Below are 14763 nucleotides of genomic sequence, written 5' to 3' on the forward strand. Positions count from 1 at the left end.
TCCTTATGGGCTTTTTACGGGGTTGGGAGAAGAGGGGGTGGGCGATAAATCAGCAAAATGATTCGTCTTTCCCGCCCCGATGAACTGAATCGTATTTGTTTGTTGGTCCATAAAAGCCCCTTCAGCGTCCTGTGTGCCAAAAGGCCCCTCTGCATGGACCCAATCATGCGTGGCGACAATTTGTTGTGGCAGGTCGATATCAGCCGTAGGGCTATTCAGCAATAAGCCATCACTGCGATAAAGGACAACATGGCCGGTTAGGGTCAATGTTTGCTCATGCTGGAGGTACATCCCTATATCAGCCCTCACATGGACCCATTGCCCGTTATGGAGCATAATATCTGCCACGGGGTCGGTCATATCAATGCGATTATGCTCGCTTTGTTGGGCGATGCGCGCGGTGAGCGTGTAGGGCCGTTCATGCGAATCAATATCGTGATAAATAGCATGTTCCATCATACCGCTATCAGTATGGGTATGGCGCATCATCTCTAAGATAGCTTTATTTTGGTGGATGAGATGATTGATCTCCGGCCAAATAGCAATGCAGAGCAGCATAAGGAATGCAAAACTCGGCAACCCCCATTTTGCCCGTTTAAACAATAAGCGGCGGCGGGCCATTGCAGCGGCAGAGGGCGGTGTGCGCCGGCGCGCGAGGGCCTCTTGCCGTAATTGGGCTAGTTGCTGCGTTTTTGCTGCGCGGTCTGGGTCAAAATCATCTCGATTAGGAGGGGGAGCCTTCATGAGAGACCTGCCCGTAAAAGGTCATGAATATGGAGGATACCAAGAGGCCGGTGCTCTTCATCCAAGACGAACAAGCTGCTCACAGGGGTGGGACGGTGGCTCATAAGATGTTGCACCTCCTGTGCGCGGGCATGTGCTGTTGTGGTGAGCGGGCTGCGATTCATAATATCGGCTGCACAGGTTGCATCAAGGTCGCGCTCCAAAGCGGGGCGGAGGTCACCATCGCTGATAAAGCCACTCAGGCGGCCAGCTTCATCTAAAATACCGATACAGCCAAAGCGTTTGCGCGTCATTTCTAAAATGATAGAACGCAGCGGCATGGTCTCTTGCCCGAGAGGCATCTCATCGCCGCTATGCATAAAGTCACTTACAGGGCGTAAGCGCGCGCCTAATGTGCCAGCAGGGTGCAGTTGGTGGAAATCGTCTTGATTAAACCCCCGGCGGCCTAAAAGGGCAATCGCTAGAGCATCACCCAGAGCGAGTTGCAGCAGGCAAGAGGTCGTAGGGGCTAGGCCCATTGGGCAGGCCTCGGGTGCTTGTGGGAGGATAAGCGGAATCTGCACAGCACGAGCAAGGGTAGAATCGGGATTGCTGGTGAGGGCAATTTGCACCAACCCCAACCGCGTCGCATGAAGGAGAATCGGGGCTAATTCATCCGTCTCGCCGGAGTTGGAAAGATAGAGGATGACATCGCCACGCTCGACCATGCCGAGGTCCCCATGTGCTGCCTCAGCAGCATGGAGAAAGAGCGAGGGGGTTCCCGTGGAGGCTAAGGTCGCGTTGATTTTGCGCCCAATATGGCCAGACTTCCCCATCCCTGTGAGAACAAGGCGGCCTTTCATAGTGAGGATAGCCTCTAAAGCCGCCTCAAACCCTACCTGCATAGGCCCTTGCAAAGCGGCTTCAAGCTGCTCAAGCCCCTGACGCTCCATCAATAAGGCGTGGCAGGCTGTTGCGAGGGAGGGAGAGGTCATGAAGCAGTCGTATCAAGCGCGGTGAGCAAAAATATCCGACACATCATAGCCGAGAAGGTCTAGCTTTGCACGGGTGGGCAGAAACTCATAACAGTCCTGAGCAAGCTCACGCCGCCCTTCGCGGATGAGCATAGCTTCTAGCTTCTCCCAAAGGGCATGGAGGTACAACACATCAGAGGCTGCATAGCGGAGCTGCTCCTCTGTTAAATGCGGGTTCCCCCAATCGGAGCTTTGTTGCTGTTTGGACATCTCAATACCGAGAAGCTCCCGGCTGAGATAGGCAAGGCCATGCTTATCGGTGAATGTATAAACAAGCCGTGCGGCGATTTTTGTGCAGATGATTGCGTTAAGCGTGATGCCCAAATAATGCTGCAATACAGCGACATCAAAGCGGGCAAAATGCATCAGCTTGGTGACAGAGGCATCTTGCAATAAGGCCTTGAGATTCGGGCAATGATGATAGCCGCGCCCGCCAAGATGCTCCGGGATGAATTGGACAAGATGTGCCTGCCCATCCCCGCTTGAGAGTTGGACAAGACATAGCCTATCGCGGTGAGGGTTAAGGCCCATTGTCTCGGTATCAATCGCGACAATTTTCCCCAGGTCCAATCCGTCCGGGAGGTCGCCCTCATGAAGATGAATGGCGTTGTGCGGAGTACTCATAAAACCACCGGATTGTCTAAGGGGAGAACACATCCCCCCACATAAGCGGGGAGAAAGCCTTGGTGCCCAGAAGAAGACTCGAACTTCCACGTCCTTGCGGACACAGGCACCTGAAGCCTGCGCGTCTACCAATTCCGCCATCTGGGCTTGAGGAGGTTTCTAGGGGGAACTGGTCTTTTTTGCAAGATGGTAAAGGAGACACAAAAAGGACCGTATCGGACTTATTTATGCAGACTGCACCAATTAAGAGCCGTTCTTAGAAAGAGGTATGCAGAAAATTAGTCAGTAATGCTGTCTATTTTTCTATCCTTCATTTGTTTATGGGAAAGGTACGATATGCGGATTTAGGGATGGGGCGTAAAATGGCTGAGCAGATGTTGCAATTCGTAAAATGGTCTCAAAAACGCCCTACGAAACGCCCTGCTGCGGAGAGATGCCGGGATTTTAGGGAGATTTATGAAGGCTTTCGCTCGGACGCTGCGCGGGAGCAAGCCTCTCGCTGTTCGCAATGCGGTATCCCTTATTGCACGGTGCATTGCCCGTTAGGCAATATCATCCCCGAATGGTTGCGTTTAGCGACAGAGGGACGGTTACAGGAGGCTTATGCGCTGTCCTCCCAAACCAATAGCTTCCCTGAGATTTGCGGGCGTATTTGCCCTCAAGATCGCCTTTGTGAGGGGAATTGCGTTATCCAACCCGGCTTTAAGAGCGTGACCATCGGGGCGGTAGAGCGCCACATTACCGAGACCGCTTTTGAGGAAGGCTGGGTGCAACCACGCATACCGCGCCATGAGATAGGGCAGAGTATCGGGATTGTTGGCTCTGGCCCGGCGGGTTTAGCCTGTGCCGAGCGGCTGCGCGCGGCGGGGTATGAGGTGCATGTTTATGAGCGGCAGGAGAAGCCCGGCGGGTTGCTCATGTACGGCATCCCCGGCTTTAAGCTAGATAAAAGCGTGGTGGAGCGCCGCTGGAAGTTGCTGGAGGCACAAGGCATTATCTTTCATCTAGGCCAAGCGATTGGGCATGGTGAAGGGGCGATTGCGTTAGAGATCTTACGCCAGCAGCATGATGCTGTGTTTCTAGCGACAGGTGTGTATCGGGCGCGGCAGGTCAAAGCCCCCGGTGTGGGTTTAGCCAATGTGCTGGAGGCCCTGCCTTATCTTAAAGCCTCCCAAAGTGATGAATCCACAACAGAGAGCCTTACAGCGCGGGGGAAGCGCGTTGTTGTGTTAGGTGGTGGTGATACAGCAATGGATTGTATGCGCACCGCTATTCGGCAAGGGGCGGCAGATGTGGTCTGCGCGTATCGGCGGGATCGTGACAATATGCCCGGCTCTCGCCAAGAAGTGCTCAATGCCGAGGAAGAAGGCGCGCGGTTTGAATGGATGCTCACTCCAGAGGCCTTCTTAGGCGATGGGCATGTGGAAGCTGTGCGGCTGCGTGAGATGCGCCTTGGCGCGGCTGATGAGACAGGCCGTCGAGCCGTAGAGCCGACCGAGCAGGTGAGAGACCTTAAAGCCGATATGGTGATTTGCGCTTTGGGGTTTGAGGCAGAGCCTCTCCCCACCTTATGGGCAGAGCCAGACTTAGCGGTGACATCGTGGGGGACATTAGCTGTGGGGGAGCGTGGCTATGAGACGAGCCTACCCGGTGTGTTTGCTGGGGGGGATATTGTGCGCGGAGCGAGCTTGGTTGTGTGGGCCATTCGTGATGGGCGAGGGGCGGCAGACGCCATCATGAAGCATCTTTCTGCTTGCTCTGTGAGTGAAGAACCATCCGTTGGGGAGTGTGCTTAATGTCAGCCTCTTACAAACATTCTAAAAGCGCATCCTCTTCAGCCGAGACGGCGCAGGGTTTTGTGGCCTCTTATCAGGCGAATCTCCAACGGTTGGAGGGGTTGTACGACCCTCGCCAAGAGCATGATGCTTGCGGTGTTGGGCTGGTCGCAGCGATGGATGGCAAACCCAGCCGTGCCGTGGTGAAAGCGGGTATCGAGGCGTTAGGTAATATTTGGCATCGCGGTGCGGTAGATGCCGATGGCAAAACCGGGGATGGGGCGGGGATTCATGTCGAAATCCCGCAGAACTTCTTTGAAGATGCCATTCATAATGCGGGGGATTTACGGATTCAGGGCCGTATTTCTGTCGGGATGGTCTTTCTGCCACGTACAGACCTCGCCGCGCAGGAGCGGTGCCGGCAGATTATTGAGACAGAAATCCTCAAATTTGGGTACGGGATTTATGGCTGGCGGCAAGTGCCGATTAATACAGCCTGCATTGGCGAAAAAGCGAATGAAACCCGCCCCGAGATTGAGCAGATTATGATTCGCAATGCGCTGGGGCGTGATGAGGAGACGCTCGAGCGTGACCTCTACATCATCCGCCGGCGTATTGAGAAGGCGGCCACACAGGCGCATGTGGATTTATATATCTGCTCTCTCTCATGCCGTTCTTTGATTTATAAGGGTATGTTCCTTGCGGAAAATCTGACGGATTTTTACCCTGATTTGCTTGATGAGCGTTTCATCTCTCGTTTTGCGATTTACCATCAGCGTTACTCCACCAATACCTTCCCAACATGGAAGCTCGCGCAGCCCTTCCGCAAGATTGCTCATAATGGGGAAATCAATACGCTTTCGGGCAATGTGAATTGGATGCGCGCGCATGAGACACGCCTGAGCAGCCCTAAGCTTGATGCTTATATGGACGCCCTAAAACCGGTTGTGCAGGTTGCAGGCTCCGACACTGCGGCGTTGGATAATGTGTTCGAGCTGCTGACATTTGCGGGGCGTCATGCGCCTTTTGCTAAAGCGTTACTTATCCCCGCTGCTGCGGGAGCGAACTCGTCCCTCTCTAGCCGGGCGAAGGCGTTTTACCGTTATTGCAATGCCGTTATTGAGCCATGGGACGGCCCTGCGGCCTTATGTGGTACAGATGGCCGTTGGGTGATTGCGGGGTTGGATCGGGCAGGTCTTAGGCCCTTGCGCTACAGCCTCACAAAGGATGGGTTGCTGATTGTTGGCTCTGAGACGGGGATGGTCCGCGTGCCTGATGAGGCCATCGCACAACGGGGGCGGCTAGGGCCGGGCCAAACCCTCGCGCTCGATTTGGATGAAGGGCGTTTTTACACACCTGATGATGTGCAAGAGCAGCTCATCACACGGCAGGATTATGAGGGCTGGATTAAAGAGGGCATCCAAGACCTTGCCCCTATAATGGCACAGGTGAGTGAGCCTGAGGGCATCGACCCTGAAACACTCCGCCGCCGTCAATTAGCGGTCAACCTCACTTATGAGGATATGGAAGCCACACTTCACCCGATGGTGGAAAATGGGAGCGAGGCCTTGGCCTCTATGGGCGATGATACGCCCTTGCAGGTGCTCTCGCGCTATTATCGGGGCTTATCGCATTATTTCCGCCAAGGTTTTAGCCAAGTTACTAACCCCCCGATTGATAGTTTGCGAGAGACGCGGGCTATGAGCCTTGTGACCCGCTTGGGGAATCTGGGCAATATCCTTGCGGAGGAAGCAAGCCAATGCCGGCTTCTTCAACTCTCTAGCCCGATTTTAACCAATGGGGAGTTCCATCGCCTTCAGGAGATGTGCGGTTCGCAGGGGGCAACGATTGATTGCACCTTCCCCGTAGCAGATGGGGAGGAGGGCATGCGCGCGGCTTTGACCCATCTATGCCAACAGGCTGAGGAGGCCGTGCGCGGCGGTTGTGCGCATCTCTTCCTCACAGATGAGCATAGTACGGCAGAGCGTGCCGCCGTGCCGATGGTGCTGGCTGTAGCGGCGGTGCATGTGCATCTCATCACGCATAGTTTGCGGACCTTCACCTCCGTGAATGTACGGGCCTCAGATGTGTTGGATGTTCATAGTCTAGCGGTGATGGTCGGTGTTGGGGCCTCGACTGTGAATCCGTGGTTGGCTCAGCAAAGCATTGCAGAGCGTCTCCGCCGGGGCCTGTTTGGCAAAATGACCCTTCGCCAAGCGATGGAGCAATACCGTAAGGCCGTGGATAAAGGCCTTTTGAAGATTATGTCCAAAGCGGGGATTTCGGTCGTCTCGGCTTATCGTGGGGGCTATAATTTCGAGGCAATCGGCCTGTCGCGTGCTTTGGTGGCGGAGTTCTTCCCCGGTATGGCCTCGCGTATTTCGGGCATTGGGCTGCCGGGCATCGCGCGTAATGTCATCAAGGCGCATAAACGCGCATGGCAAGCGGCGAATATTTCACCCCTGCCCATTGGGGGACGGTATAAAATCCGCCCCGGTGGGGAGGCTCATTCCTTCTCGGCGAGTGCTGTGCATATGCTGCAAACGGCAGTGCAGGCCAATAGTTACAAGCTCTTTCGCCGTTATGTTGAGACGTTGGAAGCCCAAGAGCCTGTTGCTCTGCGTGACTTGTTGGATTTCCGCTCCACCGCGCGGCCTATTGATGTTGATGATGTTGAAGGCATCACTCAAATTCGCCGCCGCTTGGTGGCACCGGGTATTTCCCTCGGGGCTTTAAGCCCTGAAGCGCACGAGACCTTAGCCATCGCCATGAATCGCATCGGTGCGAAGTCTGATTCCGGCGAGGGGGGGGAGGACCCGGCGCGGGCGATGCCGCGGCCAAATGGGGATAATGCGTCCTCTGCGATTAAGCAGGTTGCCTCGGGGCGTTTTGGTGTTACGGCAGAATATCTCAATAATTGCCGCGAGCTGGAGATTAAGGTTGCTCAAGGGGCAAAACCGGGGGAAGGGGGTCAGCTTCCGGGCTTTAAAGTGACGGAGCTGATTGCACGCTTGCGCCATGCAACACCGGGTGTGACGTTGATTTCCCCACCCCCGCATCATGATATTTACTCCATCGAGGACCTCGCCCAGCTGATTTATGACCTCAAGCAAATCAATCCAGAGGCCAGCGTGACGGTCAAGCTGGTGGCACGGACAGGCATCGGCACGATTGCTGCTGGTGTGGCGAAAGCCAAAGCGGATGCGATTTTGATTTCTGGTCATTCAGGCGGGACAGGGGCGAGTGCCCAATCCTCCATCTATTATGCAGGCTTACCATGGGAGATGGGGTTGAGTGAGACGCATCAGGTGTTGATGCTTAATCGCTTGCGTCATCGGTTGAAGTTGCGTGTGGATGGCGGGATTAAAACCGGGCGTGATGTCGTCATGGCCGCGATGTTAGGGGCGGAGGAGTTCGGCATCGGTACGGCGGCTCTGGTCGCGATGGGCTGCATCATGGTGCGGCAATGCCATACCAACACCTGCCCTGTTGGGGTATGTGTGCAGGATGAGGAGCTGCGTAAGAAGTTTGAGGGCACACCAGAGAAGGTGATTAACCTCTTTACCCTCATTGCCGAGGATGTTCGTAATATCCTTGCACGTTTAGGTTTCCGCTCCCTTGATGAGATTATCGGGCGGACAGATTTGCTGCATCAGGTCTATCGTGGCTCGGATTATTTGGATGATTTGGACTTAAACGCGCTGCTCGTGCAGGCCGATACGGGTGGTTTTGCCCGCCATTGCACCCTAGAGGGCCGTAATGAAGTGCCCGATACGCTTGATGCGCAGATTATTGCTGATGCTCAACCACTCTTTGAGCGGCGCGAGAAATTGCATCTTCATTATATTGTCCGCAATACACATCGCGCGGTGGGGACGCGTCTTTCCTCCCTCATCACCCGCCGCTTTGGGATGGCAAGTCTGCCAGAAGGGCACCTCACATTGTCGTTGCGCGGCTCTGCGGGGCAATCGCTAGGGGCTTTTGCCGTGCAAGGGCTACGCATTGAGGTAGAGGGGGATGCGAATGATTATGTTGGCAAAGGCCTCTCTGGGGCGACCTTAGTGCTGCGGCCTAGCAAAGCCACACCTTGTGCGACAGAGAAGAACGCCATCATCGGCAATACGGTGCTTTATGGGGCCACGGCGGGGGCATTATTTGCCGCTGGGCAAGCGGGGGAGCGATTTGCTGTGCGTAACTCCGGTGCTATTGCCGTGGTGGAGGGCTGTGGCTCTAATGGTTGTGAATATATGACCGGCGGGACAGTCGTTGTGCTGGGTAAAGCGGGCGATAATTTTGGGGCAGGCTTTACCGGTGGAACAGCTTATGTGCTGGACCGGGAAGGGGACTTCCTCAAACGGGTGAATCACGACACGGTGATGTGCCAGCCCGTGACAGCACAACGCTGGAAGGACGAGCTACGCACCCTTGTAGAGCGGCACGAGCGTGAGACAGGCAGTGCCTATGCAGCGGACTTACTGCACCATTGGGATGAGATGATGCCGCATTTTTGGCATGTCGTGCCGAAGGATTATGCTCGCATCATTGGCTATGAGGAGGCGGATTTAAAAAATCTTTCGGCCTAATTTAGCCTAATGAGGTGAGGAGAGTGATAAAGGGTGTTTTCAGAGGCTGCTTGCTTGCGGTAGTCTGACAGCATGATGACATCTTTTCTCACCTCGCCTTCGTCTGTCTCAGCCTCTGGCCCGGTTGCGGCCCCACGCTGGGATTTGTCAGACCTCTATACCTCACCAGAGGACCCAGCCCTTGAGTCGGACTTCATCCGCTTAACAGCGGAGGCTCAGAGCTTTGAGACCCGCTGGAAGGGTAAACTTGGCAAAGCCTCCGCTGCGGAGCTGGCCCATGCCCTGCAAGGGTATGAGGTGATAGAGGAGGGGCTCGGGAAGATTGGCTCTTATGCTCAGCTTCTCTTTGCGGCCCATACGACAGAGGCCAGCGTAGGGCGGTTTGCCCAGAGCGTGCGTGAGCGTCTAACGGCTCTTTCGGCTCATCTGCTCTTTTTCCCCTTGGAGCTAAACCGGCTTGATGATGCTGTTTTAGAGGCTGGCTTTCAGGAGAATAAAGACCTCGCCTCATGGCAATCTTATCTGCGGGATTTACGCGTCTTTCGGCCTTATCAGCTCTCTGATGAGGTAGAGCGTGTATTGATAGATATGGCCGTGTCTGGTCGTAATGCGTGGGTGCGTCTTTTTGATGAGACCATGGCCGGGCTGATGGTCCATTTTGAGGGGAAAGACCAGCCCCTTGGTGATGTGTTCAATTACCTTACCGATAGTCAGCGTGAGCGGCGGGAGGCCGCGGCAAAGGCCATTAGTGCGACATTAGCAGCGGAGAATAAGCTGCTTGTTGGTATTACCAACACCTTAGCAAAGGATAAAGCCACAACTGATGCCATGCGCGGTTATCCACGCCCTGTGAGCAGCCGTAACCGGGCCAATATGGTGGAGGATGAGGTTGTTGATGCGCTGGTGGATGCTGTGCAGGCGGCTTTCCCGCGTTTATCGCACCGCTATTATAGCATGAAGGCCCGTTGGCTGGGGTTAGAGCAGCTGGAGCATTGGGACCGTAACGCCCCTCTGCCAGATGTTCAGGATAAACGGCTAAGCTGGGATGAGGGCAAGGCTATTGTTCATCGCGCTTATCAGGATTTTGATGAGGAGATGGGCCGTCATGCTCATAGTTTTTTGAGCAATCCATGGATTGATGCGGCAGCAGTGCCGGGTAAGTCCTCCGGGGCGTTTGCGCATCCTGTTGTGCCGTCTGTCCATCCTTATTTATTGATGAATTATCATGGCCGCCCGCGCGATGTGATGACCTTAGCCCATGAGATGGGTCATGGGATTCATCAGATGTTAGCAGGGCAGAAGCAGGGCTATTTACGCTCCAACACGCCTTTAACGTTGGCAGAGACAGCCTCAGTTTTTGGGGAGATGTTGACTTTCCAATCTCTATTGGATGGGGAGAGTGACGCTAAATGCCGCCATCATCTCCTCGCATCCAAAGTGGAGGATATGCTCAATACTGTGGTGCGGCAAATTGCCTTTTACCTCTTTGAGGTACAGGTCCATGATGAACGCCGCAAAGGGGAAATCCCTGCCGAGCGTTTAGGGGAAATCTGGCGTGATGTGCAAACGCGCAGCTTAGGGCCGGCCTTCCATTTCACCCCGGATTATGACCTTTATTGGTCATATATCCCACATTTCATTCATTCGCCTTTTTATGTCTATGCTTATGCGTTTGGCGATTGTTTGGTGAATGCCCTTTATGGTGTGTACCAGGATAGTCCCGCAGGTTTTGCCGGTAAGTATAAGGAGATGTTGGCCGCTGGGGGGACGTTGCGTCACCAAGAGCTGCTCGCTCCTTTTGGGTTGAATGCGGGTGATCCATCCTTCTGGACGCGTGGGTTGGATGTGATTTCTGGCCTTATTGACCAGCTTGAGGCCACGCCTCATTCCTAAAAGGTCATTCCCCGCCCTCATGGGCAGAGTAAAGAAGGATGATGAGCATGGCGCGTGAACGTGACATCGATAAGACCGGCTTTGTCGATAACATGCAGCGTATGTTTCAGGCATCTGGCATGGTGGGCGGTGTTGCAGTGCGCATGGCAGGCCATAAGCTGGGGCTGCGCAGCAATAAAACGAGCCATGCGGAGGAGTTACGCGCTGTTTTAGGCTCATTAAAAGGGCCGATGATGAAAGCCGCGCAGCTTCTTTCCACCATCCCCGGGGCTTTGCCGGATGAATATGCGGAGGAGTTAGCACATCTCCAATCCAATGCGCCGCCTATGGGGTGGAGCTTCGTGCAACGGCGGATGAAGGCCGAGCTAGGGCCGGGCTGGGAGGGGCATTTCCGCTCTTTTAGCCATGAGGCTGTTGCAGCGGCATCATTAGGACAGGTGCATCGCGCGGCTTTGGCCGATGGGCGCGAGGTTGCATGCAAGCTGCAATATCCCGGTATGGCCGGCGCGATGGAGCAGGATTTAAAGCAGCTTAAACGCGGTTTAGGGGTCTTTAGTCTTGTGGGTAATGCCATTAGGCAAGATGAGGTCTATACCGAGCTTGCGGAGCGGATGCGCGAGGAGTTGGATTATATTCGTGAGGCCAGCCATGTGCGGCTTTACCAGCATATGTTGGCCGATGTGCCAGAGGTTACCGTCCCTCACCCTGTGGCAGAGCTAACAACAGGGCGACTTTTGACGATGGATTGGGTGCCAGGTCGCTCCATGAAGTCCGTTTTGGCTGAGCAACGCTCCCAAGAGGAGCGCAATGCGATTGCGGTAGCGTTGTTTAAAGCATGGTACACGCCCTTTTATCGCTATGGGGTGATTCATGGTGACCCGCATATGGGTAATTTTACCGTGCGAAAAAATGGCGGGTTGAATCTGTTGGATTTCGGCGCGGTGCGGATTTTCTCGCCTCGTTTTGTAGAGGGTGTCCTTGCGCTTTTTCATGCTCTGCGGGATGGGGATGAGGAGCGCGCTTATGAGGCTTATCATGCTTGGGGCTTTAAGGATATTTCCCGCGAGCGTGCTGCGGTGCTGAATGAATGGGCACGCTTTTTCTACCGCCCTTTGATGACGGACCATGTTTGTGATGTAGGGGAGAGCAATAACCCCCAAGAGGCCCGTAAAGTGTTAGAGCGTGTTTATGAGGGGTTAAAACGGACGGGCGGCATCACCTTACCGCGTGAGTTCGTGATGTTAGACCGCTCTGCCATTGGGTTAGGCAGTGCCTTCTTACGGTTGGGGGCGAAGGTGAATTGGCACCGGCTCTTTATGGAGCTTACGCAGGGCTTCACGGTGGAAGCCCTCACAGCCCGCCAAAAAGAGGCCTTGGAGAAAGCGCAGGTTAGTCCTGCCCAGTAAAAATAAGGCCCAACGCGCTTAATGCGTGTTGGGCCTCATCATAATGCAGATTATAGCCGGTCCTTACCGGAGGAACTTCTTTAGCAATGCGCCACCAATCTCTTGGATAACATCTTGCTGAAGAGACTTGCCGAAGTTTGCGACATCGCCGCCTTGCTCCCCAGAGCTTGCCCCGTCTGTCTTTTCGCCAAGATGGCTAACAAGCCCAGCAAGCTGCCCCACAAGGTCGCCCGCATGGCCTTGACCATTTTGGAAGATGGAGGAAATTTTCTGGAGGCTCTCGGCCCATTCACCAGCTTGCTCATCGCCATTTTGGGAGGCTTCCTGCATTTGGCCGGTTAACCGGTCAATGAGTTGAAAAGCTTCCTGTGCGGTGTTGCGAAACTGCGTGTAGCTCTGCGTAATTTGTTCAATATCCATAAGGGTCAACCTTTTTAGAGACGTACATTCTAAGAAGCGGGCTCGTGGGGAAGAACCCTTCAAGAACTATTAGTCTATTCTATGGAGATGACGTGGCAAGATGAAGGTAGGTTATTTATTGCATAATCAGCATCTTGTGACGGCCGGGTGATAACCCCATTTAGGGGGCATGGCAGTCTCATCCTCTCGTAAGAAGAAAAAACCTATCGCCCCGCGTCAGACGGATTTTTTCCCTGAGCGCCAACCGGCAAAGCCAAAGCTAAAGCGGCTTGTTGTGCAGTCGGACTATGAGCCTTCTGGTGATCAACCCCAAGCGATTGCAAGTTTGGTAGAAGGGCTGGCAGCTGGAGAGCGGGACCAAGTGCTTATGGGCGTGACAGGCTCTGGTAAGACCTTCACCATGGCGAAGGTGATTGAGGCCGCCCAGCGCCCTACGCTCATCATGGCCCCCAATAAGACCTTGGCCGCCCAGCTTTATAGCGAGATGAAGCAGTTTTTCCCCGATAATGCGGTGGAATATTTCGTCTCCTACTATGATTATTACCAGCCAGAAGCTTACGTTCCGCGCTCAGATACGTTCATTGAGAAAGATAGCCAGCGTAATGAGCGCATCGACCGGATGCGCCATGCCGCCACACAAGCATTGTTGGAGCGCAATGATGTCATCATCGTAGCGTCTGTCTCTTGTATTTACGGTATTGGCTCGCCCGAATCATATGCGCGGATGAAGATTCGCCTCGTACCGGGGGAGATTATCGACCGTGACGACCTCATCCGTCATTTGGTGGAGCTGCAATATCAACGCAATGACCTCGCTTTTGAGCGTGGAACCTTCCGTGTGCGGGGGGAGCAGGTGGATATTTTCCCCATCCAGAATGAGGATCGCGCTTGGCGTGTAATGCTCTTTGGTGATGAGGTGGAGAGTATTACAGAGTTCGACCCGTTAACAGGGGAGAAAACGGCAGAGTTGGAGGAGGTAAGCCTCTATGCCAGCTCTCATTACGTCACGCCCCGGCCAACGCTGAATCAAGCGATGGTGAGCATTAAAGATGAGTTGCAAGAGCGGATTCGGTATTTCCAAAATGCGGGGAAACCGCTGGAGGAGGAGCGCATCCTCCAACGGACCAATTTTGACCTTGAAATGCTAGAGACAACAGGCGTGTGTAAGGGGATCGAGAATTACTCCCGCTATCTCTCTGGACGCAGGCCCGGTGACCCGCCACCAACCCTCTTTGAATATCTCCCCGAAGATGCGTTGCTCATTGTTGATGAGAGCCATGTGGGCGTGCCGCAAATTGGCGGGATGGAGCGAGGCGACCGCGCACGGAAGGAAACGCTGGCGGATTTCGGCTTTCGTTTGCCATCATGTTTGGATAACCGGCCTTTATCTTTTTCGGAGTGGGATGCGTTCCGCCCGCAAAGTATCTTCGTTTCCGCCACGCCAGGGCCGTGGGAAATGGAACAAACAGAAGGGGCCTTTGCTGAGCAGATTATCCGCCCCACAGGCTTAACAGACCCGATAACCATCATCCGCCCGGTAGAAGGGCAGGTGGATGATTTGTTGCATGAGGCCAAAGCTACGATTGACGAGAATGGTCGTGTTCTGGTCACCACCCTCACAAAACGCATGGCCGAGGATTTGACGGAATATCTCTCTGAACATGGCGTAAAGGTTCGCTATCTCCATTCCGATATTGATACGTTGGAACGCATGGAGATTATTCGAGATTTGCGGCTAGGCGCGTTTGATGTGCTGGTGGGCATTAACCTCCTGCGGGAGGGGTTGGATATTCCCGAATGTGCCCTTGTGGCGATTCTTGATGCGGATAAAGAGGGCTTTTTGCGCTCGCGTACTTCGCTTGTGCAGACTATTGGCCGCGCGGCCCGTAACGTGAATGGCCGTGTCTTACTTTATGCGGATAAGGAGACCGATAGCCTACGTTATGCGATTGAGGAAACAGCCCGCCGCCGTGAGAAGCAAATGGCGTGGAATGAGGCCCACGGCATCACCCCGCAAACTGTGCGAAGCCGTATTAGTGATACGCTCTTTCAAGAAGAAATCGCGGGCAAGGAGCCTTCTGCCGAGGCAGACCCACAGCTTACCCTTGATGAATTGCGTAAAAAGATGCGAGAAGCCGCAGCAGAGCTTGACTTCGAGCAAGCAGCGGCCTTTCGTGATGAGATTCACCGGCGGGAGGCAAGTGATATTGGCTTGATAGCTCCCCCCATGCCCGCCAAAGCCGCCCCCCAAGGGCCAGCCCGTAAGACGACCAAACGGACAAGCAAACGCAGAAAGAAGGATTAG

At 54.4% G+C, this 14763-nt stretch carries 9 protein-coding genes and 1 tRNA gene; 5 read left to right on the forward strand and 5 right to left on the reverse strand.

The annotated features are described in order from the left end of the window. Positions 1-3 precede the first annotated feature (3 nt). The 4 genes from lptC to NQF64_RS01450 all read right to left on the reverse strand — a co-directional run bounded on the left by lptC (position 4) and on the right by NQF64_RS01450 (position 2528). Positions 4-744, reverse strand: a complete 741-nt coding sequence (gene lptC / locus NQF64_RS01435; RefSeq protein WP_099026088.1) for an LPS export ABC transporter periplasmic protein LptC — start codon at positions 742-744, stop codon at positions 4-6. After that, positions 741-1718: a KpsF/GutQ family sugar-phosphate isomerase gene (locus tag NQF64_RS01440; protein ID WP_266106235.1), complete on the reverse strand. Its 978-nt coding sequence runs from the start codon at positions 1716-1718 to the stop codon at positions 741-743. The genes lptC and NQF64_RS01440 overlap by 4 nt, the downstream gene beginning before the upstream one ends. A gap of 12 nt (positions 1719-1730) precedes the next feature. After that, positions 1731-2381 carry a ribonuclease D gene (locus tag NQF64_RS01445; protein ID WP_099026086.1) on the reverse strand — a complete coding sequence of 217 codons (651 nt, stop codon included), beginning with the start codon at positions 2379-2381 and terminating at the stop codon, positions 1731-1733. A gap of 60 nt (positions 2382-2441) precedes the next feature. Then, positions 2442-2528, reverse strand: a tRNA-Leu gene (locus tag NQF64_RS01450). 215 nt (positions 2529-2743) lie between these two features. Between NQF64_RS01450 and NQF64_RS01455 the strand changes: the two genes are divergently transcribed. The 4 genes from NQF64_RS01455 to NQF64_RS01470 all read left to right on the forward strand — a co-directional run bounded on the left by NQF64_RS01455 (position 2744) and on the right by NQF64_RS01470 (position 12038). After that, positions 2744-4177: an NAD(P)-dependent oxidoreductase gene (locus tag NQF64_RS01455; protein ID WP_266106236.1), complete on the forward strand. Its 1434-nt coding sequence runs from the start codon at positions 2744-2746 to the stop codon at positions 4175-4177. Continuing rightward, positions 4177-8739 (forward strand): glutamate synthase large subunit, encoded by a 4563-nt coding sequence (gene gltB / locus NQF64_RS01460; protein ID WP_266106237.1) that lies wholly within the window; start codon positions 4177-4179, stop codon positions 8737-8739. The genes NQF64_RS01455 and gltB overlap by 1 nt, the downstream gene beginning before the upstream one ends. Positions 8740-8811: 72 nt before the next feature. Further along, positions 8812-10632: a M3 family oligoendopeptidase gene (locus tag NQF64_RS01465; protein WP_266106238.1), complete on the forward strand. Its 1821-nt coding sequence runs from the start codon at positions 8812-8814 to the stop codon at positions 10630-10632. A 47-nt stretch (positions 10633-10679) separates the two neighbouring features. After that, on the forward strand, positions 10680-12038 hold the full coding sequence (locus NQF64_RS01470) for an ABC1 kinase family protein (protein WP_266106239.1): 1359 nt from the start codon (positions 10680-10682) through the stop codon (positions 12036-12038). Between the two features lie 63 nt (positions 12039-12101). On the opposite strand, the gene NQF64_RS01475 is transcribed toward NQF64_RS01470, so the two are convergent. Then, positions 12102-12458: a hypothetical protein gene (locus NQF64_RS01475; RefSeq protein ID WP_266106240.1), complete on the reverse strand. Its 357-nt coding sequence runs from the start codon at positions 12456-12458 to the stop codon at positions 12102-12104. Between the two features lie 169 nt (positions 12459-12627). Between NQF64_RS01475 and uvrB the strand changes: the two genes are divergently transcribed. Further along, entirely contained in the window at positions 12628-14763 is a 2136-nt protein-coding gene (gene uvrB, locus NQF64_RS01480; RefSeq protein ID WP_266106241.1) for an excinuclease ABC subunit UvrB, read from the forward strand.

The sequence above is a fragment of the Bombella saccharophila genome (assembly GCF_026385475.1).
Classification (GTDB): domain Bacteria; phylum Pseudomonadota; class Alphaproteobacteria; order Acetobacterales; family Acetobacteraceae; genus Bombella; species Bombella saccharophila.